Below are 26734 nucleotides of genomic sequence, written 5' to 3' on the forward strand. Positions count from 1 at the left end.
TTGTTCTCATTAACCGATTCATAAAGCAAGAACTTTTTAGGAACAAAAGTGATCAAAAAGGTCACGACCAACCTAACCCACTGAAATTAAACGAATTGCCTTATCTTGTTCCATGAGCCACAAAAGCACCCGCGCTGCCGTCCCGCGCGCCGATTCAAGTTTAGGGTCGTCCAATAGAAGTTTTCGCGCGTCGGTCTGCGCCAGCGCCATGAGGGCTGTCTGGCGTTCCAGATCGGCTATCCGAAATATAGGCAGCCCTGATTGCGCGGTGCCGATCACATCGCCAGCGCCGCGCATCGCCAGATCTTCTTCCGAAATCCGAAACCCGTCTTCGGTTTCGCGCATTATCTCAAGTCTTTGGCGTCCGCTTTCAGATAGTGGCGCTTGATACATCAGCAGACAGGTCGATTTGGTTGCCCCGCGTCCGACACGCCCGCGCAGTTGGTGCAGTTGCGCCAACCCGAAACTTTCGGCGCGCTCGATGACCATGATTGACGCATTCGGGACGTTCACCCCAACTTCGATCACTGTCGTTGCGACCAAAACCTTGGTCTCGCCAGATACGAACTTGCGCATCGCCGCGTCCTTGTTGGCGGGCGGCATCTGTCCGTGGACCAGCCCGACAACGTCCTCTCCCAATGCCGCACGCAACCGCTTGAACCGGTCTTCTGCGGCGGTCATGTCGCTGACCTCAGATTCCTCAACCAATGGACAAACCCAGTAGCATTGCCGCCCGTCCGCAACCGCAGCGCGCAGTCGTTCAATCACCTGATCCATCTTTGATGTCGCCACCAACGCGGTTGTTACAGGGCTGCGTCCGGGTGGTTTTTCGTCCAACACGCTGACGTCCATGTCGCCGTATTGCGCCAAGGCCAAGGACCGCGGAATCGGAGTGGCCGTCATCACCAATACATCCACCGACGCGCCCTTTGCGCCCAATTCCATGCGTTGTGCGACACCGAAACGGTGCTGTTCGTCGATGATCGCCAAGCGCAAATCGGCAAACACCACGTCTTTCTGGAACACCGCATGGGTGCCAACAAGGATCTGGATGTCGCCTGCCGCCAGCGCCTCTAGCTTGGCACGACGCTCACCGCCTTTGTCGCGACCGGTCAGCAATTCGAGCACCACGCCCGCGCCTTCCGCGAGCGGACGCAACCCTTCAAGGTGTTGACGCGCAAGGATTTCTGTCGGGGCCATCATCACGCCCTGCCCGCCAGCCTCAACCGCATTCAGCAAAGACATAAGCGCCACCAGCGTTTTACCAGACCCCACATCGCCTTGCAGTAATCGGTTCATCCGGTACGGTTTGGCCATGTCTTCGGCAATCTCAGCAGTAGCACGGATCTGCGCGCCTGTGGGGGAAAACCCCAACGCAGCCAGCACTTTGGCCTGCCTTGCACCATCACCCGCCGTCACGCGTCCCTTGCCGCGTCGCTGTTGCGCACGGGCAAGGGCTAGCGTCAATTGGTGGGCCAAAACCTCATCATAAGCCAACCGTTGCCGCGCTGCAGACGTTGATGACAGTTCAGCCGACGACATAGGCCGGTGCGCCAACGCCAGCGCTGCCCCCCAATCGGGCCAGCCTTCGCGCGCGCGCAGCGCGGGATCAATCCATTCCGCCAAACCCGGCACCTGCCCCAACAGGTCCGCCGTGGCTTTGAACATCGCCTTTTGCGTCATCGTTCCCGTCAATGGATAGACTGGTTCAAACAAAGGAATCTGTTCCGCCTCGTCAGGTGTCAAAATATGATCGGGGTGCACCATCTGGCCGACGCCATCAAAGAGCTCGATTTTGCCCGACACGACGCGGCGCTGACCTGTTGGCAGCTGTTTGCGCAGATATTCACTGTGACTGCGAAAAAACACGAGCTGAAAAGTCGTGCGCTGATCCTCAACCGTCACTCTGTACGGACGGCCAGGACTGCTGGGTGCTGTGTGTTGACCAATGGTGACTTCGACGGTGCAAACGGCAGGCGCGTGAACGTCCAGAATTGAATCGCGGCGCCGTCGGTCCACGCCCGAATGGGGCAGCGTGAACAACAAATCGCGGGGCTTTTCGATATTGGCGGCGATGAGCGCCTGCGCAGATTTTGGCCCGATTCCGTCAAGGGATTCGAGACTGCCAAACAACGGCCACAACACCTCGGGTCTGCCCGATTGTTTTGGCGGTGGGACGCTCATGCGTCTTTCGTCAGCGCCAGCCAGCCGTCCTCACTTAGTGTTTCAATCCCAAAATCAGCGGCTTTCTTTGCCTTTGATCCAGCCCCGAGTCCGGCGATCAGCAGGTCGGTTTTCGCGCTCACCGACCCACTGACTTTCGCGCCCAGGCTTTCGGCGCGTGCCTTTGCTTCGGCGCGCGTCATTTTTTCCAAAGTGCCTGTGAAAACAACTGTTTTTCCGGCGACAGGGCTGTTAGAGGCCTGCGTCTGTGGCGCGATTATCGTGTCCAATTGCTGGATTAAGGCCTCGATGGCCTTGCTTTCTTCGGCGTTGGACAGCGCATCCGAAAACGACAAAGCAACCGTCGCACCTATCCCGTCCGCATCAATCAAAAACGCCCACGCCTTGGTCGCAGTTCGCGAAAGACCAGCGTTAGCGATGGCCAATTTGCGCGCCTCGCTCACACGTGGGCGCCGCCCGTCACGATCAGCAATGAAACGCTCATCCGCCTCAGCCTCGTCAGCGGCACGATGCGCAATCGCGGCGGGGCGTCCCAATTTCACGTTCTCGGCAAGAACCTCCCAAGTCCCGTAATGGCGGGCAAGGTCTTGTGCCGTAACTTCCCCGACATGGCGAATTCCAAGTGCGAAAATCAACCGCGCCAACGATATTTCACGTTTCTCATCAATCGCTTGCCAAAGTTTCTTAACACTGGTGTCACCCCACCCATCGCGATTGGCGAGCTTTGTGAAGCTGTCTAAATCGCGGGCCTGTAGCGTAAAAATATCGGCGGGTTCTTTGATCGCAAGCTGATCATCGTTGTAAAACGCCTCGACTTGTTTGGCGCCTAACCCATCGATGTCAAAGGCCGCGCGGGACACGAAATGCTTTAACTTTTCAACCGCTTGCGCCGGACAAATCAGCCCGCCCGTGCAACGACGAACAACATCGCCCTCCTCACGCACTGCGTCCGATCCGCATTTCGGACAGGTCGTCGGAAAATCGAACGGCGTTGCTTCTACAGGCCGTTTGGTCAGGTCTACATCCGCAACTTTCGGAATCACATCGCCGGCGCGGTAGATCTGCACCCAGTCCCCGACGCGAATATCTTTGCCGCCGCGAATGTCGTCGCCCTTGTTGCCACGTCCGGCGATGTAATCCTCATTGTGTAGCGTAGCGTTTGACACGACGACGCCACCAACGGTGACGGGCGACAGCCGCGCAACAGGTGACAACGCGCCGGTCCGCCCAACCTGAATGTCGATGGCATCCAAAGTGGTCCATGCGAGTTCGGCGGGGAATTTATGGGCAATCGCCCAGCGGGGCGTGGTGGAACGAAACCCGAGCCGCGCCTGCAATGCAAGTTCATCCACCTTGTAGACGACGCCGTCAATATCATAGCCAAGCGTGGCGCGTTGGCTTTCGATATCGCGGTAATGGGCGATCATATCGGAGGGACCAGTGCAGATTTGCGTCAGCGGATTGGTCTGAAATCCTAATGTTTTGAGCCGCGCAATCGCGCCCGATTGCGTATCGGCCAAGGGTGCTGAAACTTCGCCCCATGCATAGGCGAAGAATTTTAGCGGCCGCGATTTGGTGACGCTCACATCCAATTGGCGCAACGATCCTGCGGCCGCGTTTCTGGGGTTGGCAAACGTCTTTGCGCCCGCTTTGCTTTGGCGTGCGTTCAACGCCTCAAAATCCGCATGGGACATATAGACTTCACCACGAACCTCAAGAATATCCGGCGCATCGTCCAGCAGCTGCGGAACGTCGTGAATTGTGCGGGCGTTGGCGGTAACATTTTCACCGACAGCACCGTCACCGCGCGTTGCGGCTTGGACCAGTTTACCGAACTCATAGCGCAGGGACAGGGACAGTCCGTCGATCTTAGGCTCAGCCGTGAACGCCAGCGCGCCTGTTTCAAGACCAAGAAACTTGCGCACAGATTTGTCAAATTCGCTGACGTCATCATCGGTAAATGCGTTGCCCAATGACAGCATTCGCACCGCGTGCGGGACCTTGCCGAACCCATCTGACGCGGTGGCCCCGACTCGAGCCGTTAGACTATTTTCTTCTTTTAAACTGGGAAACTGATTTTCTAACGCGGCCAGTCGCCTCCTTAGCCGATCAAAATCTGCATCCGACATTATCGGCTCATCTTGTGCGTGGTAGGCGTTATTGGCCGCCGACAGCGTGTTATGTAACTCTTCCAACTCAGCAAACGCCTCGTCACGAGGCATTTTTTTTGGGTCTTTGTCGGTCACCAATTTTCATCCCCAATACGCACTTGAACGCCTCGCATCTGGCTCGTGCGAATATGGGTATTAGTAGGTCTGTGGTGACGGCAGGTCCAGCCCTGTCCCCAACTGACGTGATCAGTCGCAATCCAAAGTGCCCGCACGAAACTGAACGACTACCGGCTGACGCCGGTAGGTTCCCTTTTTGAATGTAATTCAAGATACTGAAGTATGACAGCGTCAGTGACATTGCCGCTGGTTGTTGAGAAAAATCCGCGAGCCCAAAACCGCTGGCCCCAGTACCGTTTGCGCAGTTCGGGAAACTCGCGCTGTATCTTATAAGACGAGCGTCCCTTGATCCGCATCATCACCTTTGACAAAGCTATCTGAGGCGGGACCGATATGAACATGTGGACGTGATCGGTCGACAATACGCCCGTCTCAATATGCACGCCAAGTTCTTGGCATGTTTGGATAATGGTTTCACGGATACGCTCACGCATTTCACCGCGCATAACTTTGTATCGGTATTTTGTTGTCCAGACGACGTGAAATCGGTGATAAAATTTGGTATGGCTTCCTGTGGAATAGATCATAATCTTCCCTCTCATTTTTAAGACCCTTACCGCTTCGCGGGGTCTTAAAAATGAGAGGGAAGATTATAGTATACTCCCGCGCCTGAATTGACCTGAGGTTTTCCCCTCAAATCACTTTGTATTCCTTGAGCGATATGACGCGGAAGTTGTCGGTGACGGTGTCGCGGAACTCTGGCTATTTTTCTCGCAGGGTCTTGCGGAAGAAGTCGAAAATGGCCTCTGTGAATTGGTTGAACGTTGCATAGTGCCGATTGTGGGTGACCCATTTGTGCATAACACCCCAAAGACGCTCGATCGGGTTGAGGTGCGGGGCATATGCTGGCAAGAAATGCAACTTCACCCGACGTTCTGGGCTGTCCAGCCATGGCTGTAGTATCTTGGCATGATGATAGCGGGCATTGTCGACAAAGACGTGGATGGCCGTCTTGGTTTGGTTGTTGCGTTCCAACTTTTCCAGCATCTGTCGGGTTGTCTGGGCATTGATCTTCTCGCCTTCCACAAAGGTGAACTGGAAAGTCTCAAGGTCAAGCGCGCCCTGAATGTTGAGCCGCTTGCGCCCTGATGTCGCCTTCAGGGCCGTCTTTTGTCCCTTGGGGAACCAACCATGGGCGGGGCGGCTCTGGTGTTCGGGGTGGACAGCGTCCGAAAAGACAACCATCTCATCTGCGGCCAACCCGTTCATCAGGGCCTCATATTTGGCAATAAACGCAGCCTGCTTGGCTTCATCGGCCTGTGCAGGCAGCAATTGTGGTTTCTTATACGCGAACCCCAGGCGGCGCATCAGCTTGGCGGCTCCCGACGTGCTGTAGTTTTGGTCGCACTCGGCTAGAACATAGGCACAGACCTCATCGGCATTGCGGGCAGGCTGCGCGGTGAAATGGGCTCTCACCGCCTGCTCTTGCACGACGGACAAATGACCCTGACGCTGGCTGTAGTCCTTCAGACCGAAAAACGATAGTCCCACACCGGCAAAGGCAAATCGCCACTCCGTCAAAACTGTCGGGCCAATATCCAAAATCCGGCAAACCGTTCCGGCGTCTTCTCCTGCGTCCAAAAGAAGAAACGCGCGCCCGTTTCCAAACAAGGGCGTCAACTTTGCGGCGGCGGCAAAGCGCTTCAAGTGCTATGCGCTGCTCGTCGGATAAGGAGACTGTTTTGTATTGCTTGCTCATAAACTCAAAATACAGACTGAACCGCCTTTGGCCATGCGACGAAGTGAATCGCAGGCCCAAAATCGTCAGGTCAATTCAGGCGCAGGAGTATACATTACGCTAAAGCGGACCGGCTGGAAGCCGGTGGCTTTAATCCCGTTTGTGGAAAGTGAACGCCGTTCCGCGACGGGGATGCCGCCATATCTCTGGATCTCTCGAAAGGCGCTCTAGGCGCCGATCGCCAGTTTTCCGTCTCGTGCTGGGCCCTCGGTTCGGGATCGCGCAGTACGTAGCCGCGGCCCCAGACGGTTTCGATGTGATTGCCCCCCCCGTCGCCTCCGTCAGTTTCTTACGCAGCTTGCAGATGAACACATCGATAATCTTCAACTCAGGTTCATCCATGCCACCATACAGATGGTTTAGGAACATCTCTTTCGTCAGTGTCGTCCCCTTACGCAGGCTCAACAGTTCGAGCATTTGGTACTCCTTACCCGTCAAGTGCACAGGGCTACTATCAACCTCGACAGTTTTCGCGTCCAAATTCACCGCGATCACACCGGTTTTGATGATAGACTGGGCGTGGCCTTTTGAACGCCGGATGATTGCATGAATGCGCGCCACCAGCTCTTCGCGATGGAACGGTTTGGTCATATAGTCATCCGCGCCAAACCCGAACCCCTTAAGCTTACTTTCAGTTCCGTCTTCGCCAGACAGAATCAGGATAGGAGTTTCGATCCGACTGAGTCTGAGTTGGCGAAGCACCTCATGGCCGTTCATGTCCGGCAGATTAATGTCCAAAAGGATCAGGTCGTAATCAAACAGCTTGGCAAGATCGATCCCTTCTTCACCAAGGTCAGTTGAATAGACGTTCAGGTTCGCATGGCTCAACATCAGTTCGATGCTCTTCGCCGTCGATGGGTCATCTTCTACCAGCAATACTCGCACTACACTTCTCCGCTTATTCGATGTCTATAATGACCCTACGGTAACAATGGTTAACCACACGTTAATGGACATATAGAGGTTTTCAACTCTCCTTAAGGTTGTCGATACTTTTGCAATACCGTAGCTTTGAGCGCCACTTCGCCGTGGTCGCGCACGGCCACTTCCCATTCAGACAGCTCTTCGTCGGACAACCCGTAAGTGTCTTTGGCTTCGTCACGTGACACCAACCCATAAGCAACGGCGCGCACGACACAGGCTTTGCGCGATGCAACCCATCGCCGCGTTTCGCGCGGAGGCAGGTCTGCCCGTGTCATAGTGGACCCATCTGGCAACTTCACTGATCGTGGCCCGTCTATCTTCTTTAAATACATCTCTCACACCCCTATGTGGACATTCATGTTTCGCCTTGTGACGCCCGCGACCTAAGGAGAAGTAAAGCTGCCCCTTGAGAGTAATTACACTTTTCCTATATTTACTCATAAATCTCCGTTAGGACGCCCTATGCCCCTTGATCACCCCCTCAATTCGCTCGGCTTTGCCAAGCCGCCCTCCCAAACCCGCGTCGTCGTTGCGATGTCTGGCGGCGTGGACAGTTCTGTTGTCGCCGCACAACTGGCTGAGGAAGGCTATGATGTGGTTGGTGTCACCCTACAGCTCTACGATCATGGTGCGGCGCTGGCCAAAAAGGGTGCCTGTTGTGCTGGGCGCGATATTCATGATGCCCGCCGCGTCGCCGAAGATATGGGGTTTCCACACTATGTCCTTGATTATGAAAACACGTTTCGGGAAGCGGTGATTGATGAATTCGCCGACAGCTACCTTGCTGGCGCGACCCCCGTGCCGTGTATTCGCTGCAACGAACGGGTCAAATTCAAGGACCTGCTGGAAACAGCAAAAGATCTGGACGCCGACTGCATGGCGACTGGGCACTACATACAACGCAAAATGGGCGCGCGCGGCGCGGAGCTGCATTGCGCCGAAGATGCCAACCGCGATCAAAGCTATTTCCTGTTCTCCACCAAGCCGGAACAGCTCGATTATCTGCGCTTCCCGCTGGGACATCTCCCGTCCAAGGATGCCACCCGCGAATTGGCACGCAAATACGGGCTGGCGCTTGCAGATAAACCCGACAGCCAAGATATCTGTTTCGTTCCCAACGGCAATTACGCAGCGGTGATCGAAAAACTGCGCCCCGGTGCGGCGGAACCCGGTGATATCGTCGACACAGACGGTTCAGTTCTGGCGCAGCATCGTGGCGTCATTCACTACACCATCGGACAACGCCGTGGCCTTGGCATCGGTGGGTTGGCCGATCCGCTGTATGTGGTAAAGCTGGACGTGGACAAGAAACACGTGATCGTTGGCCCCAAAGAAATGCTGACCACCCGCACGGTGCCTGTGCGTGAAATCAACTGGCTGGGCGATGACGCGTTCGATGCGGTGGCTGAACGCCACATCTCTGTCAAAATCCGGTCCACCAAACCCCCGATGGAGGCGATCGTGCGTCCCTTGTCAGCTACAACTGCCGAAATCGAACTGCTCACACCCGAAGAAGGCGTCGCCCCCGGGCAAGCTTGCGTGTTTTACGACAACGACAGCAGCCGGATCTTTGGCGGCGGCTGGATTTGGCGCGGGTATTGACAGGATCGCTGGTGACGGTCGGCTGACAACCCATTGTGATGGATGCTGCCACACCAACGAATGATGGCTTTTTTCAAAGAGGCAAAGTCAGGTCATCACGTATCGGATGACCTGACCAATTTGGTTTCAATATTACGACGCGATAGCAACGTCGATCTTGCGCGCCAAAAGCCGCAGACGCGAAAAGAATTCGCCGCGATCGACATAGCACCCATGCAGATGTCGAAAGCCAGTGGATGGATCAAAAGAGTCGCGGCCATGCAGAATACGCCTGTTGTCGAAGACGACCATCTCGCCCGCTTTCAACTTCAAGGTCAGGCGGTATTTTGAATCTCGCGTTTTTGCCATGTAAGCGCGGTAAGCGCGATAATAGGCGGGCATGATCTCTGCTGGCATATCGAAAATTCCAGCCAAATGCGCATTATAACGGATCTCGATGACTTCGCCTTTTGACCCCAACGTGATGACTGGCCTGTGAACCCTGATATCCGCGCTATCATCATGAAAACGGAACGGAATGGCGACGTCGCATAGCAGGCGAAACGCGTCAGGGTCTTCAGCCCTTAGGTCTACTGCCATCGCAAACCCGTCCGCAAACAGCGATCCACCGCCTGTCGCCTCGTTGGCGAGGCAATGCAAGAATTGATAGCCCGGAGGCACCTCCTGATTGGGCAAGTCAGTGTGCAGTGGCAGGGCAACCGACGTGTAAGCGAGGTTGTTTGGATCTGGTTTGTTGACGACCTCAAAGGTGCTACCGAAGTTTGTGGCCCGCAAGAACCCGATCAGTTCAGCGATCTCGACGCCCGCATCGGTGCGATCCTGCAGGTGATTAATAATTGTAAGACCGAATTCAGCGGTGTCTTGCATCCAGTTCTTCAGCGCAAGTTCACCCGAAAGGATAGGTGCCGCCGCGTGACGCGCAATGTTTGCAGCCCCGTGGTCCGCACGCCAAAGCCGCGCTGGGACATCGCCCGCATCAACCGCAGGCTGACCAGGACGATGCGCCGTCATCAATGAGATCGGCAAGCGGCTGATATGACCGTCTGCAAATTCAAGCACGGCAGTATTGCCGTCGAGAGACGCCGAAATCAGCACTGGCGTTTCGTCAATTGCCAACAAATCAAGCAAGCGTTCATGGGTGTCTGGATGTAAACCAGAGGGGCAATTGTCACGCAGCCAAATCGTTGGAAATGTCGCGGTGGTGCCGTCCGTCCAAGCCACGACAAGCTTGTCAGTGCGGACCGTGAGGGTCGTTGCAGTCATAGGGATACCTATTCGTTTGATGTTTTGGGAATTAGTGGACGCAGATCAGGTGAAGGGCGGCGGCCACCACTCCTGCGTCTTTCCGTATGGCGACCCTGTGGCGCGCCCTCCGGACATAACGTGAAAAAAATCAAACTTCATCGGACGGTTGATAGGGGGCTATCAAACTTACGGCAACCCGCACCATCCTGATCGATGCGGGTTACCAAGCCATTACACTCCGCAAGGCGGCCTTGGGCTCATCGCGGACTTGCGCAGGCGCAGAAAAGGCCGGTTCGCGCGTATTTTGACTGTCAAATTTTGAACCCTTTGCACAACGTGTTCGCATTACATGTTCGCGCTTCACACCGCATATCGAACGCACCCTAGAATGACGGGTCTTTGTGCAGGCGCAGCGAAATGGTGGCAAATTGCGTACAGCCAACTTCCAACAAAACGCTTCTCTTTATGGACAAATAGAACCTGATTTAACGGGGGCACAATAACGACAGGCGGAAACACGTTCCGCCTGTCTTATCTGCTGTATCAATGCATCGCGATCAGCTGAGATGATCAGCTCCGATTGTGACCACACCTTCCATTCCTGCTACGCGGTAGCCAGGAACGTTGCAGGCGATAATAAGTTCGTCCTGCTCACCACTAAAGGTCCAAATCAATTCAGCGGTTTCATCCAGCGCAAGCAGGCGCGCGTTCGCATCCACGTGCATCATTCCGGAGGCAAGCATACGATCATGTCGCAGGATGCGTGTGGTCATCATACCTTCACGCAACATCACGTTCATTTCCTGCTCATGGACATTTTGCGTTTCTTCGGTGCCAATGGCGAATTCATGAACCATACGGCCACTGTTCACTAAGATGAACTTAACCGTCTCGCCCCTTTCGAAGGCAAAATTGTCCGGGCAAAAATACATTTCGCCCATGTCGACTTCTATCACCTGATCAATATGGGAAACGTCGCCAACCTGCCCAAGACCGGGCAACTCGTCGTGATCTGGATCCGCCATCGCCGCCGTAGTCCCAAGCATCATCAAGGGAACTAAGATTACACGTGGTATTGATTGCGTAATCATCAGAATTTCCCCTCATAATACCAACGGCCGAATTAAGTGACCCTTGCCCATTCTCGATCTGTGATTGAACTTATTCGCTCTGGGTCGTTCGCAAAGAAGTTCCAAGCTTGTGCACATTTGTCGAGTATTTCGTCATAGGTGTCGAAAACTGTGATTGCGAGTTTATTGGCTCGCAGATAAGCCCAGACGTTTTCCATGGGGTTCAGTTCGGGTGAATACGGTGGCAGCTTAACGAGCGTAATTTTATCTGGCACCTGCAAACATTTTGCGCCATGCCACCCCGCCCCATCAACAATCAGCAAGGCATGTGAGCCGGGTGCGACAGCTTTTGCGATCTCATCAAGATGCAGCCCCATAGCCTCGGCGTTGACGTAGGGCAGGACGAGACCTGCGGCGGTACCACGTGCGGGACAAGCGGCACCAAAGATATAACTCCATTTGAAGCGTATATCACGGGGTGCGCGCGGGCGAGTTCCACGCTTGGCCCATTTACGGGTGAGTGTCCCCTGTTGTCCAACGCGGGCTTCATCTTGGAACCATACCTCAAGAGGCTTCCCCTTTGCATGTTCTGGCAGAGTATCGTTTACGAGGCTGGTAAAGTTTTTTTAAAAGTCTGCTGCGCTTCGCGATCAGTTTTCGGATGCTCTGGACGCACAGACAGGCGGCGAAAGCCATGCTTGGTTAGATATTTCCCAATCGTACGCACATGCAGTTTCACGTCGAACTCCTCTTCAACACGAGCCTGCAAGTCGACACAACGCCATCGTACTACGCCATCTTTTACTGGGTCGGGCCCGGCCTCCACCCAAGCCACAAATTGCGCCTGTTGCTTGGGCGACAACCGTGGTTTTGCCCCCTTGCCATTCCGATCCGATAACCCCTCAATGCCTTCTGCGTTAAAGCGATGCGCCCAATCCCGAAGTGTTTGTCGATCCATACCACTGCTGCGGGCAGCCGTTTCACGATCCACCCCATCAAGCACCAGCGCTATGACCAGTAGTCGCCGTACAACCCGCCCATCCTTGGTTCGCTTTGCCGCACGGCGCAAATCTTTCGCAGACATATCCGTGCGCGTAATTTTTATGGCTCCACCCATGAGCACCTCCCAATCTATGGAGGTCATTGATTCAGAGTTTGCCAAAAATTAAAACCAAAAAAATGAGTCAGATATTCTGGCCGCTGGTATAATCAGCTACTTGATCTATCTATTGGTCAATATGGGACGGATTGTGTTTGTCGTCGCCTCCGCCGATCGTCTGTAGCTGGGATCAGTGTATTCTAATCCGCCAGAGCTATTATGACTTAGATCAACCCAGCAAAAGTGTCGCACCACGTGCCGCGACTGCCCTGTTCGGAAACTCGAACATCAAATCAGGGGCATTCGAAAAATGATTGGGGCAGCTGCGTGTTAGCGTTTTGCGACCGTTTTTCCGCCAAAGGGCTTTGCGATCTTATGCGTTAAAACCGTAACTCCCAAGCACCCCAGCCGATAACGGGTTTTTGTCAGTTTTGATGTGAGTCTCCTTGGCCATTAGGCGCATGAATTTTCTGTTGTGGTCTGAATTTCGTGGCGCTGTGACGATTTCTCTGAATCATTGGTGGAATGGACCAAGTTACTGCTCTTGAACAACTCCTCGCCACGGCTCTGCGCAGGATCGCCGAGTTGGAAGCCGCGTTGGCGAGCATGGCGCAAGAGAATGCGGATCTGCGGCGTCAGTTGGCCAAGAACAGCAGTAATAGCAGCAAGCCGCCTTCGAGTGATGGGTTGAAGAAGCCGGTACCGCGTAGCCTGCGTGGTAAGTCCGGTAAGAAAAGTGGTGGCCAAGTTGGCCACCGAGGCGACACCCTACGTCAGACAGCAACGCCTGACTTTGTGGAGCGACATGAGGCTGAGGCCTGTGGCACCTGTCAGCATGGCTTGACGGCTGGGATGATCAAGGCGGTGGAGAGGCGTCAGGTTTATGACATACCGGTGCCGCGTCTGGAGGTCACAGAGCATCAGGCAGCGATTTATTGTTGTGGCCATTGCCGAGCCACGACGACAGCCACCTTTCCCGATGGCGTGAATGCACACGTGCAATACGGTAAGCGCATTCGGGCGGCGGCGGTCTACTGCAATGTTCAGCAGCTGATCCCCGAGGATTGGGTCTGCCAACTCCTGCGTGATTTGTTTGGTGCCACCAGCCTATGCGCGGCCAGCGTGACCAACTGGGTGAACGGCACAGCGCGTACCTTGGGTGGCGTCGTCGAACACATTCTGGCCCGGCTCAATGAAGGCGGCGTTCGGCATCTGGATGAGACCGGACTTCGTGTTGCTGGTAAGCTGCACTGGCTGCACTCAATCAGCGATCTCGCCTTCACGCATTATCGCATCAGCGCCAAGCGCGGTGCTGTTCCATCCTTCCTGACCGGCGGGACAATTGTTCATGACCACTGGAAGTCCTATTACGCCCATATGAGTGGGGTGGACGCGCACGCCCTGTGCGGGGCGCATCATTTACGGGAACTCAAGGCCATCGAAGAAATCGAAAAGGAGCCGTGGGCGTGCGCGATGAGCGTGCTGCTCAACAGCGCCAATCAGCTCAAGTGCGCGGCTCAGGGGCGAGGCGAGACCGAACTCCCCACGTCGGTTCACCACGGCATCCTCACCAAATACATGGCTATCCTCACCGAGGGCCTCGCCTTCCATGAGCGACAAGACCCACTGGCTAGACGCACTGGTGCGCGAGGCCGAAAAGCCAGGCGGCCAGGCCATAACCTTCTGGTCCGCTTGCGCGACTACCGTGATGACGTCCTAAGGTTCCTTACGGACTTCACAGTTCCCTTCACCAACAATCAGGCCGAATGGGACCTGCGCATGATGAAGTTGCGCATGAAAATCTCGGGAACTTTCCGCACCCTCGAGGGCGCGCAGGTCTTCGCTGACATCAGATCCGTCATCTCGACGGTCAGAAAACACGGGGGCAATATCCTCGAAACACTCACCCTATCACCACAACAGATCATCGCGCGGCTCTAACGTCGCAAGGGCAACACAAAACCCGATATCCGATGGGGTCCTTGGGAGTTACTTAAAACCAAAAAAGCCCGCGACGGTGCGCGGGCCTTTGCTGTAATACTTTATCTTAAATCAACTCGCGCGGCGACGTCCACCAACACGCCCTGCCCGCCCGCGGCCTTCTTGGCCAGCTTTCGGGGCTTCGCGGTTCATCGCGATCCAAGCAGCACCACCGTCGTCATTGTTGGTCAGGAAGTTGGCAGCTCGGATGGCTTCCATTTCCTTGCCCGCGCGCGGTTTGGTTGATCCCAGACCAAACAGCGTCACGAATGTCTCATCATCAATGTCGTCTGGCAGGATAATGCCTGCGGCCTCGATCTGCGCTTTTTTCTCAGCGATTTTCAGCGGGCCGACTGGCAGCGCGACAGGGTTCATAATCGCAGACGTCATGCCCGCCGCCATCGCCATTGGCAGGAACGCGTTGTTAATGCCGTGACGGTTGGGCAGACCGAATGAGATGTTGGACGCGCCGCAGGTCGTGTTCACGCCGAGTTCTTCGCGCAGGCGGCGCACAAGGGCGAAAACCTGAAGTCCAGCAGTGCCCATCGCACCAATTGGCATGACCAGCGGATCAACGACGATGTCATGGGCCGGAATGCCAAAATCCGCCGCCCGTTGAACGATCCGTTTTGCCACTTCAAAGCGCACGTCAGGGTCTTCGGAAATACCGGTGTCGTCGTTTGAAATCGCAACCACTGGCACGTTGTATTTCTTGACCAGCGGCAGGACCAATTCCATCCTGTCTTCTTCGCCTGTGACCGAATTCAGCAGCGGGCGACCCTCTGCAGCGGCTAAACCATTTTCCAGCGCACCGGGAACCGAACTGTCAATGCACAGCGGGGTGTCCACAATTGCCTGCACCCGTTTTACCAATTCGGCCATCAGCCCGGGTTCAACAAAGTTGTTGTCCGCGTAGCGCGGGTCTTCGGCCATCTTGTTGGAAAACACTGCTCCGGAATTGATGTCCAGCACCGTTGCACCCGCCAAAGTCTGGGCAATCGCATCCGCTTCAACGCGGGAAAAATCACCACGCTCAAGCTCTTCGTTCAGGATCTTGCGACCTGTCGGATTGATCCTCTCCCCGATGACGCAGAAAGGCTGGTCAAAGCCGATGATGGCGGTCTTGGTTTTGGATTCGATAACGGTGCGGGTCATATCAGGTCCTTAAGACGGGTTTGCGGGTACGGCGGACGCCCCACCATTTTCAATGGCCCAGGTTGCATTGGTTTTGATGCCGCCAAGGGGGAAGAAGTGAACTTTTTCGATGTTGAAATCGGGGTTGGCGGCCTTGTGGGCTGCCAGTTCGCTCAAAACGGTTGTGGGTTCGAACGGCAACAACAGCTTGGTGACATCCTTGGCGCGCTTTTGCAGCACTTTAAGGGATGGACCAACGCCGCAGGCAATCGCAAATTTGATCATGGTCTGCAGCTTGGCTGGACCCGCGATGCCGATATGGACCGGAATATCGATGCCAGCCTCTTTCAGGCTGTCGACCCATGCGATGATCGGCTTGGCCTCAAACGCGAACTGCGTGGCCAGCGCCATTTTCGCATCTGTCGTGTCGCTGAATCTCTGCTTCCAGCGCAGGGCGTCATTGACGTTTGTCATGCCACCTTTGGGGTCGATATCTTTGTTGCCTTCGGGATGGCCCGCAACGTGCAGGGCTTTAAATCCTGCGCGATCAAATGCGCCGTTTTCCAGCAACTGCATGGAGCTTTCAAAATCACCGTGCGGCTTGGTCACACCGCCCGCCAGAAGCAAAGCCTGATCGACGCCTGCTTCGCCTTGATACATGGCGATCCAGTTTTCCAGCATTGCTGCGTCTTTGATGATACGCGCGGGAAAATGCGGCATGACCGGATATCCGTCGCTGGCCAGTCGTTTCGCCGTCGCGACCATGTCCTCGATCGGGGTGCCTTCGATATGGGCGACATAAACCCGCGTGCCTTTGGGAAGCAGGGCGGTGAAATCTTCGACCTTTTCGGCGGTGCGCGGCATCACTTCGATGGAATAACCATCCAAGAACGCCTCAAGCTGTGGATTCACGCCTGATGGCGCGTCAACTTTTCTGCGAAAATTCAAAAGCGCCATAAGTTTCTCCTTCAGCGCGCTCACGCGCGGGTGTCATTCTCGTGCGTGTCCGCGCGGCCATCATTATTAATCAGGATCATAAGTCGGTCCTTGTCGAACTCCATCTCAAGGCGCGCGGCCTCTGCTGTGGCCACGTCTACGTCAGACCCGTCAACGGGATAGGATGCGGCCTTGCGCCAATCCGCGAGGTAGTCGTCCGTGCTGGCAGCACCGGATTTCATCGCAGCGCGGTCAATCGCCTGTTCAAACCGTTCGCTCAGCTGGATCTTGGTCGCCCGCCGACCTTTGCCAACGATGACCTGCGCGGGGATGTCCCGCCAATAAACAACCACTACATCTGCCATGCGATTCCCTTTGCCATCCGTGTGTCGGGTTACACCTAAACAGGTTCAATATTCTACGATGCCTATTTTCGACATCGCACAGGCATTTGGCGACCCCTGTTGGCGATCATTATCTTCATCATGACTGTGAGGACGATGACAAGCCTTGCGCGGGCACTGCCGCGTGCATACGTTAAACGTAACTCAAAATGGAGGGCGTTAAAATGACGCCCAAGCGTCCCAACGGTGCGGGCGCGTTCCCAATTCCGGTAGAGCACCCCGTGCCGACACCGCCCGATCCATCCGCGCTTTATGCCGCGTTGGATTTGGGCACGAACAGTTGCCGCATGCTGATTGCCCAACCCAAGGGCAGCCAGTTTCACGTGGTCGACAGCTTTTCCAAATCTGTCCAGCTTGGGCAGGGATTGGAACTGACTGGCAAATTGTCCCGCGCCTCCATGGCGCGAACGATTAATGCTATGCGCGTATGCCGCCAAAAGTTGCAGCGCCACAACGTAAAGAACATGCGGCTCGTCGCGACCGAAGCCTGCCGGCGTGCCCGCAATTCTCACCATTTCATCCAACAAGTGAAACGCGAAACCGGCCTCACACTCGAGATTATCGAGCCGGAGGAAGAAGCCCGTCTTGCGGTGATTTCGTGCGCGCCATTGGTCAGCACCAAGACCGATCAATTGCTGGTCGTGGACATCGGTGGTGGATCAACGGAACTTGTCTGGATAGACCTCACCAACGTGCCGTCCCGAGAGCGGCCGCGCGCGATCATGCGGCTGCATTCAGGCTTTCGCCAAGACCCCGGACCATTTGCGGCCGCCAAAGTCGTCGACTGGATTTCCGTGCCGCTGGGCGTGGCGACTCTGCGCGACCAGTTTGCGGACGTGGAAGACGATTCAGCGCGGTTTGCACTGATGTCGTGGTTTTTTGAGGAGAGCTTGGAAAAGTTCGCACCGTCCGCGCAAGAACAGGTCCGCGAAGGGTTCCAGATCGTCGGCACCTCCGGAACGGTCACGACAGTAGCGGCCAGTCATTTGGGACTGCGGCGCTATGATCGCACCAAGGTCGACGGGCTGCGCATGACGTCAGATCAGATTAATTCGGTGATCCACGGCTACCTCAAACTTGGCGAAGCGGGGCGTAAAGCCGACCCGCGCATCGGCAAAGACCGCCAAGCGCTGATCATGTCTGGCGCGGCGATCCTGCAAACGCTGATGCGGCTTTGGCCAACGGACCGTTTGTCTGTCGCGGATCGGGGTTTGCGCGAGGGATTGCTGTACCAACAAATGTCGGCCCATGGCGTTTTAGAAGACGCGCCCTATTAGGGAATAAGACGATCTGCACCTGCCATAGGGAGGTACAGATCTCAAATCTTTGCGTGATTGATTAAATTAAGGCTTAGGTGTTTTTGAACAAACGGCGCTAGGGCGCTTTAGCAGCCAAAGACCGCAGCGATTTTTGTAACAAATAAACGTCACCACCCAGCCCCAAGAACGTCACCCCCCTGTCGATCTGGTTCTGAAAGTCCTTTTCATCAAACACAATCGTGCCGACGATCTTACCGGCGGCCTTGGTGCGGGCATAAACGTGGTCAATAGCGACAATAACCTCTGGCGCATCCATTTGGCCGACAAATCCCATATCCGCACTCAGGTCTGCGGGGCCAACGAACACCCCGTCCACCCCGGGTGTTGCGGCGATGGCATCGACATTCGCGACCGCTTGCGCACTTTCGATCTGCACGAACAGAAAAATCTGTTCATTGGCGGAACTGACATAATCGACAATCTCACCATATCCTGAAGCGCGCGCCAGCACCGCTCCCATGCCCCGTGATCCCGCACCAGAATTTGAATTGGGGTAGCGAACCGCAGCGGCGACTTGCGCGGCCTGTTGGGCGGTGTTCACCATCGGCACCACGACCGTCTGCACTCCGAGGTCGAGCACCTGTTTAAGCATCCAGTCTTCTTGCATCGGCACGCGCACCACTGCGTGTGCAGGTGTACCAGCAAGCGCGCGCAGCTGCGTAGCAATCGTGGTGAGCGTGTTAGGCCCGTGTTCGGCGTCAATCAAGCACCAATCAAAGCCAGCCTTGCCCGCGATTTCGGCGACCGTCCCATTGGCAAGCGCGAGCCACAGACCACATTGCGTGTCACCGCGCTCAAGCGCGGTCTTCAAATCGTTTATCGGTGCCGGCATCACTCTCTCCTAAGGGTTATGTGTTGTTTGCGACTAAAGACGCGCGAGCACGGCGCGTGCGGCCCGCAGACCCGGCGCATCACCGCCACGCCCCAAACGATCCATCGTCAGATCAAGCGCGGCAAGTTGTGCAGTGGGGTCAGACTGGACCGCCAGCAAGGCAGCCGCGATCTGGTCAGACTGACAGTTCACGCCGATAAACTCCGGCACCACACGGGTGTCACTGACCAAATTGACCAGCGTCACCGTGTCTATCAGCAACATACGGCGGATGATCTGGCGGCTGATCCAATTCATGTCATAGGCGATCACCATCGGGGTGCGAACTGCGGCCAGTTCTAGCGACACGGTTCCAGATGCGGCAAGCGCTATATCCGCGCGCGCCATAGCGACAAGTCTGGTCCGTGCGGCCTGCGCGGCATCACCCCGCGCGGCACCGATGATCACGGGCGAAAGCGGCGCGAATAACTCGGCCACGCGATCTGCGAGATGGGGCAGCGTCGGGATCACCACTTGATGTGCCAGACCCGACGCCTGCGCGGCCGCGACAAACGTCCCTGCCAACCGTTCAATTTCGGACCTCCGCGACCCGGGCAAGACCACCAAGACTGGCCCGTCTAAACCCAACGCATCCATTTCTGCTGTCGTCACAGGCGGTTCGGCGGCCACCGGATGGCCAACAAAATCACACGCCATTCCTGCGGCCTGCATGTAGGGTGGTTCAAACGGAAACAACGCAAGCACATGATCAATAAAGCGCGCCATTTTTGCCGCTCGTTTCGGGCGCCATGCCCAGACAGTTGGGGCAACGTAATGCACACAGCGCACGTTCGATCCCGCCTTCACCAACTGTGCCACACGCAGGCAAAAGTCAGGACTGTCTATGGTGATCAAAACGTCTGGATTGGCGGCAAAGACCGCGTCGGCAGTCTGGCGAATGCGGCGTTTCAGATGGCGGTATTTCGGCAAAATCTCCGCAATCCCCATCAGGGACAACTCGTCCATCGGGAACAGGCTCTCAAGGCGCAAGTCTTGCATCAAAGGCCCACCGATGCCCTCAAACTCGACGTCCTCCGGCACCTCGTTGATAAGCCCGTCCATCAGTGCCGCGCCAAGTTTGTCACCAGAAGGTTCGCCCGCGATCATGAACACCTTCAAGGTGTGACCCACAAATACAGACCGTGCGTATCAAGGGTTGCCACGACTTGCGGCAGGTCTAGAACCAACACGCTCCCTTGTGGGATCACGATGCCCGCCAACCCAGCGTCAGCGGCTTGCAGGGCTGTTTCGGGACCGATCAGCGGCATGTCAACGCGCATGTTCTGGTTTGGCTTGGGGGCTTTGAACAAGGTTACACCAGCCCCGTTGCCATGCGTTTTAACATCTTGCAGCATGGCCGCGGTGCCGCGAACGTCTTCGCGTGCGATAACATCACTGCCACGAAGCAGCATCGCTTGGCCAAGGTCGATCTGACCCATATCATCCAAAGCAACCTGCGCTGCGGCGATACCTGCCGTCAAATCAGGCGGCGCGACCTGCGTGTGAACCCCCGCCATCGGCAGCAAATCAGGCGCGATGGCATGGGCACCAACGACCGCAAATCCCTGTTCCTCAAAGAGCGCGACAACCGCACTCAGCGTGCCATCATCGCCTTTGGCCATGGCGGCCATCAATCTGGGCACCAGCGGCATGGTGGCCGCATCAATGAGGGATGGATCGACTTTGGGGCGCTGAATGGCACCCGCCATGCAAACCTCGGTCACGCCAGCGGTTTTCAGATCCGCCAGAAATGTACCGAGCGTTTCAAACCTGAACGTGATGCGGTGAAAATCACCCGTCACCTCGGACACAAATCCATGCATTTCACAGACGATCACAGCGCGTTTCGGCACCTGCAAGGCGGCCACCAAAGCGGTCGGCAGCCCACCCAATCCAGCGATCAATGCAAGTGTCATCGCCGCATCACCTCGGCGTCAGGAAATTACGATCAGTATCGCCCAAAATGAAATCCACCATTTCGGACACATGCTTGCTGTCACTTTCAGCACCCAATCGACGGGCGCGATCCATGAACGATCCCTCCCCATCTTTCAGGGTTTGGAACGCCACACGCAGCGCTGTGATGTCTTTGCGATCTACACCGCGACGTTTCAGCCCGACAAGGTTCAGCCCGTCCAATTCACCGCGCGGCCCCATGACCAGTCCGTGCGGAATGACGTCGTTGGTGACCATCGACAGCGCGCCAATAATCGCGCCGCGCCCAATCCGTACAAACTGGTGGATGCCGCACAACCCACCGATGATGACATCGTCTTCGATGATGCAATGCCCTGCGACGGCGGATTGGTTGACTATAATCACCCGATCGCCAATGCGCGCGTCATGCGCCACGTGGCACCCAGCAAGAAAAAAACCGTCATCGCCAATAGAAGTTATCCCTCCACCGCCTTCAGTTCCAGGGTTCATCGTCACATGCTCGCGGATGCGGTTGCGTTCACCGATGACCAGCTTGGCCGCCTCACCTTTGAATTTCACATCCTGCGGGATCTCACCGATGCAGCAGAACGGAAAGATCGTGGTGTCCGCTCCGACCTGCGTGTCACCTGTTACGACGACGTGGGATTTAAGCTGAACCCTGTCCCCAAGCACAACCTTGGTCCCGACAATACAGAACGGGCCAATCGAAACATCCACGCCAATCTGGGCACCGTCTTCGATAATCGCTGAGGAGTGAATCGCCATAGGTTAAGCCTGCATATCCATCATCGCGGTAAATTCCGCTTCTGCCGCGAGTTCACCATCAACCGTCGCGACGCCTTTGAATTTCCAGACCTTGCCACCGGGTTTGCCGCGCGTTGTTTTCACCGTCATGCGCAACACGTCACCGGGAACCACCTTGCGGCGGAATTTGCAGTTATCAATGCCCATGAAATAGATAAGCATGTTCTTGTCCATGAGCCCCATCGTCGCGCCAACCATCACGGCAGAGGTTTGCGCCATCGCCTCGATGATCGTCACACCGGGCATGATTGGCGTGCCAGGGAAATGGCCCTGAAAATGCGGCTCATTCATGGTGACGTTCTTGATGCCTGTCGCAGTTGTTGTGCCGACGATATCGACGACCTTGTCGACCAAAAGGAACGGGTACCGGTGTGGAATAATCCGTTGAATCATCTGGATATCGGCTGAGGTAATGGGATCTGACATGTTTGTCTCCATTTGAATGTGACGCATCCAGTGTTATCGTTCAGTCTGACTAGCTTGCGCGCTACGCCACGGCAAGGCGGGTCTAGTTTTCAGGTGCGGTGTCCGAACCCAAATCGGGACCCGTTTCCAGTAAGGCATCTGCCCCGTCCCCAATCTCGGCGTCAATCCGTGCAATGGCATCATCGGTGACATCGATGCTGCCCAGCGACAACAGAACCGACCTGCGATCCAGAATAGCTAAAGCCCCGCGATCAACCATCAACTGGCCCAAGATCGGGCGCGTCACCTCAAGAAATTGATCACGCCCTTGCACCAACGTGTCTTCGAGCGCACGTTCTTTGGCATCTTGCGCGCGGCGAATGCTCTGGGCTTTCTCGTCGAAGGCTTCGGCTTCGGTGCGGAACACAGACGCAGCCATCTCTGCACGCTGCGTTGCCAAAGCAAGTTCTTCTTTGCGCAAAGCAGCAGCGATACTGCTGTTCTCATTTGCAAGCGCTTCTCGCTCTGCCGCGTAGCCTTGCGCGACGCGTTGCCCGAACTGGGATTGCGAAAACAGTCGGTCAATGTCCACGGTCACAATGGCCGTCACGACCTCGCCTGCGGTCACCTCAAATTCCTGTGGTTCAATATTTTGCTGCGCACCAGCTGCCCCCGCTAGGGCCGCTATCATGAGGCTAGCAAGCAAGCGTAACGTCGTTGCAATCATTAGAAGTCCGTCGAGATCGTCACATCAAACTGCTTGGTCTGGTCGTTTTCCTGCACATCCAATGGTTCGGTGTAGTTGAATCGCAGTGGGCCGATTGGTGTGTCCCAGAAGATCGACACACCGGCAACCGTGCGCGGCGTGAAATCATCATACTCTACCGGACCGAAGCTGCTGCCCACATCCCATACGGAGCCGTAATCAAGGAACACACCGCCCGAGATGCCGTATTCCTCCGGCAAACCCAGCGGAAATTCCGCATCAAGGCGCACGACTGCAAAGGCATTGCCGCCAAGCGCGTCATCGGACGAGGCATCGCGTGGGCCAACACCGCCCGGCTCGAAACCACGCATGGTTCCGCTGCCTAGGAAATAACGGTCAGTGATCCGACTGTCGCCACTGGCGTAGCTGAGAAGGCCACCCTCAATCGCCGCGCGCAATATCACTTCTTCGGACAGCACGCGGGTCTGGGCCGTTACATCAGCGGTTGTGTCGATGAAGCGGCTATCACCAAAGCCAAATTCCTGACCGAAGCGGAACAAAACGCCCGCATTTGGGTTCAGCCCCGTACGGCGGGTGTCATAGCTGTAGCTGTAGCCAAGCGCACTGGTGCCGATCCCACCCTGCAACACGTCCTCTTCAATGAATGGTGACGGTTTCGAAGGATCGGCGGAATTATAGTCTTTCACCTCGATGTAATCATATGCATAATATAGGGTAAGAAGGCCATTTTCGCTGATGGGAAATCCAATGCGTGGGCGCAGCGATGCACGCGCCGTATCGTACAGCGCGTTTTGATTGTTGTTGGTTGACTTAAAACTGGCATCTATACCAAAACTCAAATCACGCCCCAGAAGACGTGGTTCTGTAAAGCTGAACGAGAGGTTTTGATTGTCCGAGCCAGCTTGGACGCTGAAACTCAGCGATTGACCACGACCCACGAAATTGCCCTGTTTGAAACTGGCCAGCAGGCTGAACCCGTTGTCTGTTGAAAAGTTACCACCAAACGACAATGATCCTGTCGGCGCCTCTGTGACGTCAACATCGATCACCACCTGATCGGGGCTGGACCCTTCACGGGCATCTACGTCTGCATTGCCAAAGTAGCCCAATGCGCGGATGCGTTCTGCACTTTCACGGATCTGGCGGGGATTGAACGGATCGCCCTCAACTACATCAAAACGCGACCGGATTACTCTATCCAGTGTGGTGTTGTTTCCCTCAATATCAATGCGTTCAATAAAAATACGCGGGCCATTCACCAACGCGAATTCAACATCAAGCGTCAATGTGCGGTCATTTCGAGTGACCCTTGGGTCAACGCGTACAAAGTTCAATTGCTGGTGCAGTGCAAGAAGCTCCAAACGCGAGATGTCACGTTCAATCAATTCCGGCGAATAGGTCACACCCGTGCGCAAACGCAGCGCGTTCTCGAATATGGCAGGATCCGCGCCGGTCACTTCGGATGTGACGGAAAGAATGCCAAATTCGAACTGCTGCCCCTCTTGGACATTAAACGTAATGAGGTAAGCGTCGCGTTCGCGCGTCAGGGACACGTCAACGTTTTGCACTAGGAAATCAACGTAACCGCGTGACTGATAAAAGTCGGTCAACACCTGTTGGTCGAACGCGACACGGTCGGCAATGAACGTATCGCGGCTGATTACAGCGCGCAGAAGGCCTGCTTGCTTGGTTTCCAACACACGGCGCAGACGGCTTTCGCCGTAAGCGCGGTTGCCCACAAAGCTGATGCGCTCCACCTCGGTCAAGCCACCCTCGAAAACCTCAAAGATCAGGTCGATGCGGTTGTCGGATCGCTGAATGATGCGCGGCGTGACTGTCGCGTTGATGCGGCCTTGGTCGGCATAAACCTGCGTGATCGCGGCGGTATCTGACTCTGCCTGGCTCGGGCTATAGACGCGGCGGGGTTGGCTGCGCACAGCGGCACTCAATTCGGCGTCGCGAATGCGGGAGTTGCCTTCAAATGTGATCTGGTTGATCGTTGGGAATTCGACCACGCGAACAATCAAGGTGCGCCCTTGCGCGACGACATCAACACTTTCAAACAGACCCGTCGCCCGAATCCGTTGGGCGGCATCGTTCACTACACCGGCCGTGACGGCTTCGCCCTGACCAAATCCCAAATACGTCAGGATTGTCGCGATTTCGATCCGCTGGTTGCCTTCGACAGAAACGTTGGAAAAGTTAAAATCCTGTGCAGAAACAGGGGTGGCGAGCGCCGTCATCCCTGACACAAACAGGGTGGCAATAAATGCCCACCCGCGGGTCATGACCCGCAGACGTTCCAAAATTACATTCACAGCGTGTAGTGTATTGTTCATTTTATTGCCCGTTTGACGATCACAAGTATGTTCGGTCTACCCGTGCCGTGGGGCCTTGTCAAAAGTAACAAACGCGCCAATCAGAACCAACTGACGGACGCGTCACAAAATGTCATACAAACTAGATATTGTGGATCGTCAAGTCGGCCCCACTATTACAGCGATCCGACCCACGCACCAAGGCCAAGGGCGGCAATAATCATACCAAGATAGATCAGGCGATCCCAATTTAGGTTCACAAGAAGGCTTACGCCTTGGTATCCAGCTGAAATCGTTTGCATCGTCATAGCCTCGTTTGGATTAACTCAATCCCAACGTGCCACAAGAATGTGGCAATATATTGGCATCCAACGAAATTTCTGTGGTTTTTCAATTGGTTTTTGTAAGGCGACGTTACGGGCAGAACAACAAGTCATTGCCGATGGCAAACAACATCAGCGTGCCGATCAATGCCAGCCCGATCGCCATGAGGATCCGCAGGGCCCCGTCGCTTGGCATTTTGCCTGTCACCGCTTCATAGGCGTGAAAACAAAGATGCCCACCGTCCAGTATCGGAATTGGGAACAGGTTCAGCATGCCCACCGCCGTCGACAAGACCGCAATAAAACTGATGAAAGCCAACGTGCCTTGGCTGGCCATGGACCCTGACGTTTCGGCGATACCCACTGGCCCGCTCAGATTGCAGGTGTTGATGTTGCCAACGATCATCTGTTTGAGCCCGTTGAGGGACTGTTTGATGATGAACCAGACTTGTTGAATCGCCAACTTCATGGATTCGCCGATGCCGACATCTGTTGTCGCTGGTTCAAAGAACAGCCCGCCATTGCCAATGCCAAGCTTGGGTTCATCCATCATCGACCCGTCCGCTTGCAGGATCGCCATCAGGCGCGGTGTCAAAGTGGTCGTGAACGTTTCTCCGTCGCGCCAGACAACCAGTTCGATCGGTTGCGCGCGTGTCTCATTCACAATTTCAACCATATCGCCAAACTGGAACACCGGTGCGCCATTCAAGCTGACGATCACGTCGCCAATCCGTAAATCAGCGTCATCTGCCGCAGATCGCGGCGTTATCGATTGCACATAAGCCGGCTGCGGCTGCGGGCCGCGCACCAACATGCGCTCCCCGTCCCGCTGAACTTCATATTCAACCGATGGCTGCGACGGCACATTGGCAACGGCCGCACTGAACCCGTCCGGATAATTCAACGCCACGCCTTCCACCTTCAAAACGCGGTCGCCAGGTTCCAGTTGTTGTTCAATGTTCTCGGGAAAGCCCGGCAAAGCCGATACGGTCAGCGGAGTAATCGGTTGGCCTTGAAACAGCAAGATTCCGGCAAATACGATGAATGACAGGATGAAATTGAAAATTGGCCCCGCCGCGACCGTGGCAGAACGGGCCCAAAGCGGCGCTCCGAGCATTGTGTCGCGCCCTGATACGACATTTTCATCGCCGCCCACGGACGCCGCGTTGCTGTCGCCCTTGAATTTAACATAGCCGCCAAAAGGCAAGGCTGCGATCTGCCAAACCGTGCCGTGTTTGTCAGCACGGCTCCAGATGACCTTACCAAAGCCGATAGAAAACACGTCCGCATGAATGCCAGACCATCGCCCGACGATGTAGTGACCGTACTCGTGGATCGCCACGATTACCGACAAGGCGATCACAAAGAACAGCATTGTAAAGGCGATATTCCCAAAGGACGGGATCAGGTTGGTCATAAAATCCA

General features: G+C 55.7%; 22 protein-coding genes and 2 pseudogenes. 3 read left to right on the forward strand and 21 right to left on the reverse strand.

Features of this window, described 5'->3' with window-relative positions; translation table 11 throughout:
• Positions 1–72: 72 nt before the first annotated feature.
• The 6 genes and pseudogenes from recG to sciP form a co-directional block, all read right to left on the reverse strand.
• Positions 73–2184, reverse strand: a complete 2112-nt coding sequence (gene recG / locus OA238_RS11745; RefSeq protein ID WP_015495322.1) for an ATP-dependent DNA helicase RecG — start codon at positions 2182–2184, stop codon at positions 73–75.
• Positions 2181–4406 (reverse strand): NAD-dependent DNA ligase LigA, encoded by a 2226-nt coding sequence (gene ligA / locus OA238_RS11750; RefSeq protein ID WP_085982803.1) that lies wholly within the window; start codon positions 4404–4406, stop codon positions 2181–2183. Before ligA ends, recG begins: the two co-directional genes overlap by 4 nt.
• 173 nt (positions 4407–4579) lie before the next feature.
• Complete coding sequence (gene tnpA, locus OA238_RS11755) at positions 4580–4999, reverse strand: IS200/IS605 family transposase (protein ID WP_015495324.1); 420 nt, start codon at positions 4997–4999, stop codon at positions 4580–4582.
• 106 nt (positions 5000–5105) lie between these two features.
• Positions 5106–6171: pseudogene (locus OA238_RS11760) on the reverse strand (IS630 family transposase).
• Between the two features lie 206 nt (positions 6172–6377).
• Positions 6378–7095, reverse strand: a pseudogene (gene ctrA, locus OA238_RS11765) (response regulator transcription factor CtrA).
• Between the two features lie 92 nt (positions 7096–7187).
• Positions 7188–7466, reverse strand: coding sequence for a CtrA inhibitor SciP (gene sciP, locus OA238_RS11770; RefSeq protein WP_044036721.1), 279 nt, complete (start codon positions 7464–7466; stop codon positions 7188–7190).
• Between the two features lie 130 nt (positions 7467–7596).
• Between sciP and mnmA the strand changes: the two genes are divergently transcribed.
• Complete coding sequence (mnmA, locus tag OA238_RS11775; protein ID WP_015495328.1) at positions 7597–8736, forward strand: tRNA 2-thiouridine(34) synthase MnmA; 1140 nt, start codon at positions 7597–7599, stop codon at positions 8734–8736.
• Between the two features lie 132 nt (positions 8737–8868).
• On the opposite strand, the gene OA238_RS11780 is transcribed toward mnmA, so the two are convergent.
• The 3 genes from OA238_RS11780 to OA238_RS30140 all read right to left on the reverse strand — a co-directional run bounded on the left by OA238_RS11780 (position 8869) and on the right by OA238_RS30140 (position 12168).
• Positions 8869–9999, reverse strand: coding sequence for a TauD/TfdA family dioxygenase (locus OA238_RS11780; RefSeq protein ID WP_015495329.1), 1131 nt, complete (start codon positions 9997–9999; stop codon positions 8869–8871).
• A 539-nt stretch (positions 10000–10538) separates the two neighbouring features.
• Positions 10539–11072: a cupredoxin domain-containing protein gene (locus OA238_RS11785; RefSeq protein WP_015495330.1), complete on the reverse strand. Its 534-nt coding sequence runs from the start codon at positions 11070–11072 to the stop codon at positions 10539–10541.
• A gap of 32 nt (positions 11073–11104) precedes the next feature.
• Positions 11105–12168, reverse strand: a protein-coding gene (locus tag OA238_RS30140; protein WP_085982756.1) for an IS630 family transposase whose coding sequence is annotated in 2 segments (ribosomal slippage) — positions 11105–11664 and positions 11664–12168 — 1065 coding nt in all. Because the reading frame shifts where the segments join, the coding sequence is not laid out codon by codon here.
• Between the two features lie 507 nt (positions 12169–12675).
• Between OA238_RS30140 and tnpC the strand changes: the two genes are divergently transcribed.
• Positions 12676–14091 (forward strand): IS66 family transposase, encoded by a 1416-nt coding sequence (gene tnpC / locus OA238_RS11800; protein WP_015495332.1) that lies wholly within the window; start codon positions 12676–12678, stop codon positions 14089–14091.
• A 111-nt stretch (positions 14092–14202) separates the two neighbouring features.
• On the opposite strand, the gene OA238_RS11805 is transcribed toward tnpC, so the two are convergent.
• Genes OA238_RS11805 through OA238_RS11815 form a run of 3 tightly spaced genes read right to left on the reverse strand, consistent with a single transcriptional unit; the run spans position 14203 to position 16565 of the window.
• On the reverse strand, positions 14203–15285 hold the full coding sequence (locus OA238_RS11805) for a methyltetrahydrofolate cobalamin methyltransferase (protein WP_015495333.1): 1083 nt from the start codon (positions 15283–15285) through the stop codon (positions 14203–14205).
• Positions 15286–15294: 9 nt separating this feature from the next.
• Positions 15295–16221 carry a methylenetetrahydrofolate reductase gene (locus OA238_RS11810; RefSeq protein WP_015495334.1) on the reverse strand — a complete coding sequence of 309 codons (927 nt, stop codon included), beginning with the start codon at positions 16219–16221 and terminating at the stop codon, positions 15295–15297.
• A 20-nt stretch (positions 16222–16241) separates the two neighbouring features.
• Positions 16242–16565 (reverse strand): virulence factor, encoded by a 324-nt coding sequence (locus tag OA238_RS11815; protein ID WP_015495335.1) that lies wholly within the window; start codon positions 16563–16565, stop codon positions 16242–16244.
• A gap of 203 nt (positions 16566–16768) precedes the next feature.
• Here OA238_RS11815 and OA238_RS11820 point away from each other — a divergent pair, with 203 nt between their 5' ends.
• Positions 16769–17881 carry a Ppx/GppA phosphatase family protein gene (locus OA238_RS11820; RefSeq protein WP_015495336.1) on the forward strand — a complete coding sequence of 371 codons (1113 nt, stop codon included), beginning with the start codon at positions 16769–16771 and terminating at the stop codon, positions 17879–17881.
• Between the two features lie 97 nt (positions 17882–17978).
• On the opposite strand, the gene OA238_RS11825 is transcribed toward OA238_RS11820, so the two are convergent.
• From OA238_RS11825 to rseP, 9 genes are all read right to left on the reverse strand, one after another.
• Positions 17979–18755, reverse strand: a complete 777-nt coding sequence (locus OA238_RS11825) for an HpcH/HpaI aldolase family protein (protein ID WP_015495337.1) — start codon at positions 18753–18755, stop codon at positions 17979–17981.
• 33 nt (positions 18756–18788) lie between these two features.
• Positions 18789–19901, reverse strand: a complete 1113-nt coding sequence (lpxB, locus tag OA238_RS11830) for a lipid-A-disaccharide synthase (protein ID WP_051076641.1) — start codon at positions 19899–19901, stop codon at positions 18789–18791.
• 8 nt (positions 19902–19909) lie between these two features.
• Positions 19910–20710 (reverse strand): LpxI family protein, encoded by an 801-nt coding sequence (locus tag OA238_RS11835; protein ID WP_015495339.1) that lies wholly within the window; start codon positions 20708–20710, stop codon positions 19910–19912.
• Positions 20711–20717: 7 nt separating this feature from the next.
• Positions 20718–21497 carry an acyl-ACP--UDP-N-acetylglucosamine O-acyltransferase gene (gene lpxA, locus OA238_RS31235; protein ID WP_015495340.1) on the reverse strand — a complete coding sequence of 260 codons (780 nt, stop codon included), beginning with the start codon at positions 21495–21497 and terminating at the stop codon, positions 20718–20720.
• A gap of 3 nt (positions 21498–21500) precedes the next feature.
• Entirely contained in the window at positions 21501–21962 is a 462-nt protein-coding gene (gene fabZ / locus OA238_RS31240) for a 3-hydroxyacyl-ACP dehydratase FabZ (RefSeq protein WP_015495341.1), read from the reverse strand.
• An 82-nt stretch (positions 21963–22044) separates the two neighbouring features.
• Entirely contained in the window at positions 22045–22632 is a 588-nt protein-coding gene (locus OA238_RS11850; protein ID WP_245581507.1) for an OmpH/Skp family outer membrane protein, read from the reverse strand.
• 35 nt (positions 22633–22667) lie between these two features.
• A complete protein-coding gene (gene bamA, locus OA238_RS11855) occupies positions 22668–25007 on the reverse strand; it encodes an outer membrane protein assembly factor BamA (RefSeq protein ID WP_015495343.1) in 2340 nt (779 codons plus the stop codon).
• Positions 25008–25162: 155 nt separating this feature from the next.
• Positions 25163–25288: a hypothetical protein gene (locus tag OA238_RS34495; protein WP_275450501.1), complete on the reverse strand. Its 126-nt coding sequence runs from the start codon at positions 25286–25288 to the stop codon at positions 25163–25165.
• A 112-nt stretch (positions 25289–25400) separates the two neighbouring features.
• Positions 25401–26726, reverse strand: coding sequence for an RIP metalloprotease RseP (gene rseP, locus OA238_RS11860; protein WP_015495344.1), 1326 nt, complete (start codon positions 26724–26726; stop codon positions 25401–25403).
• Between the last annotated feature and the right edge of the window lie 8 nt (positions 26727–26734).

The organism is Octadecabacter arcticus 238 (genome assembly GCF_000155735.2).
GTDB lineage: Bacteria > Pseudomonadota > Alphaproteobacteria > Rhodobacterales > Rhodobacteraceae > Octadecabacter > Octadecabacter arcticus.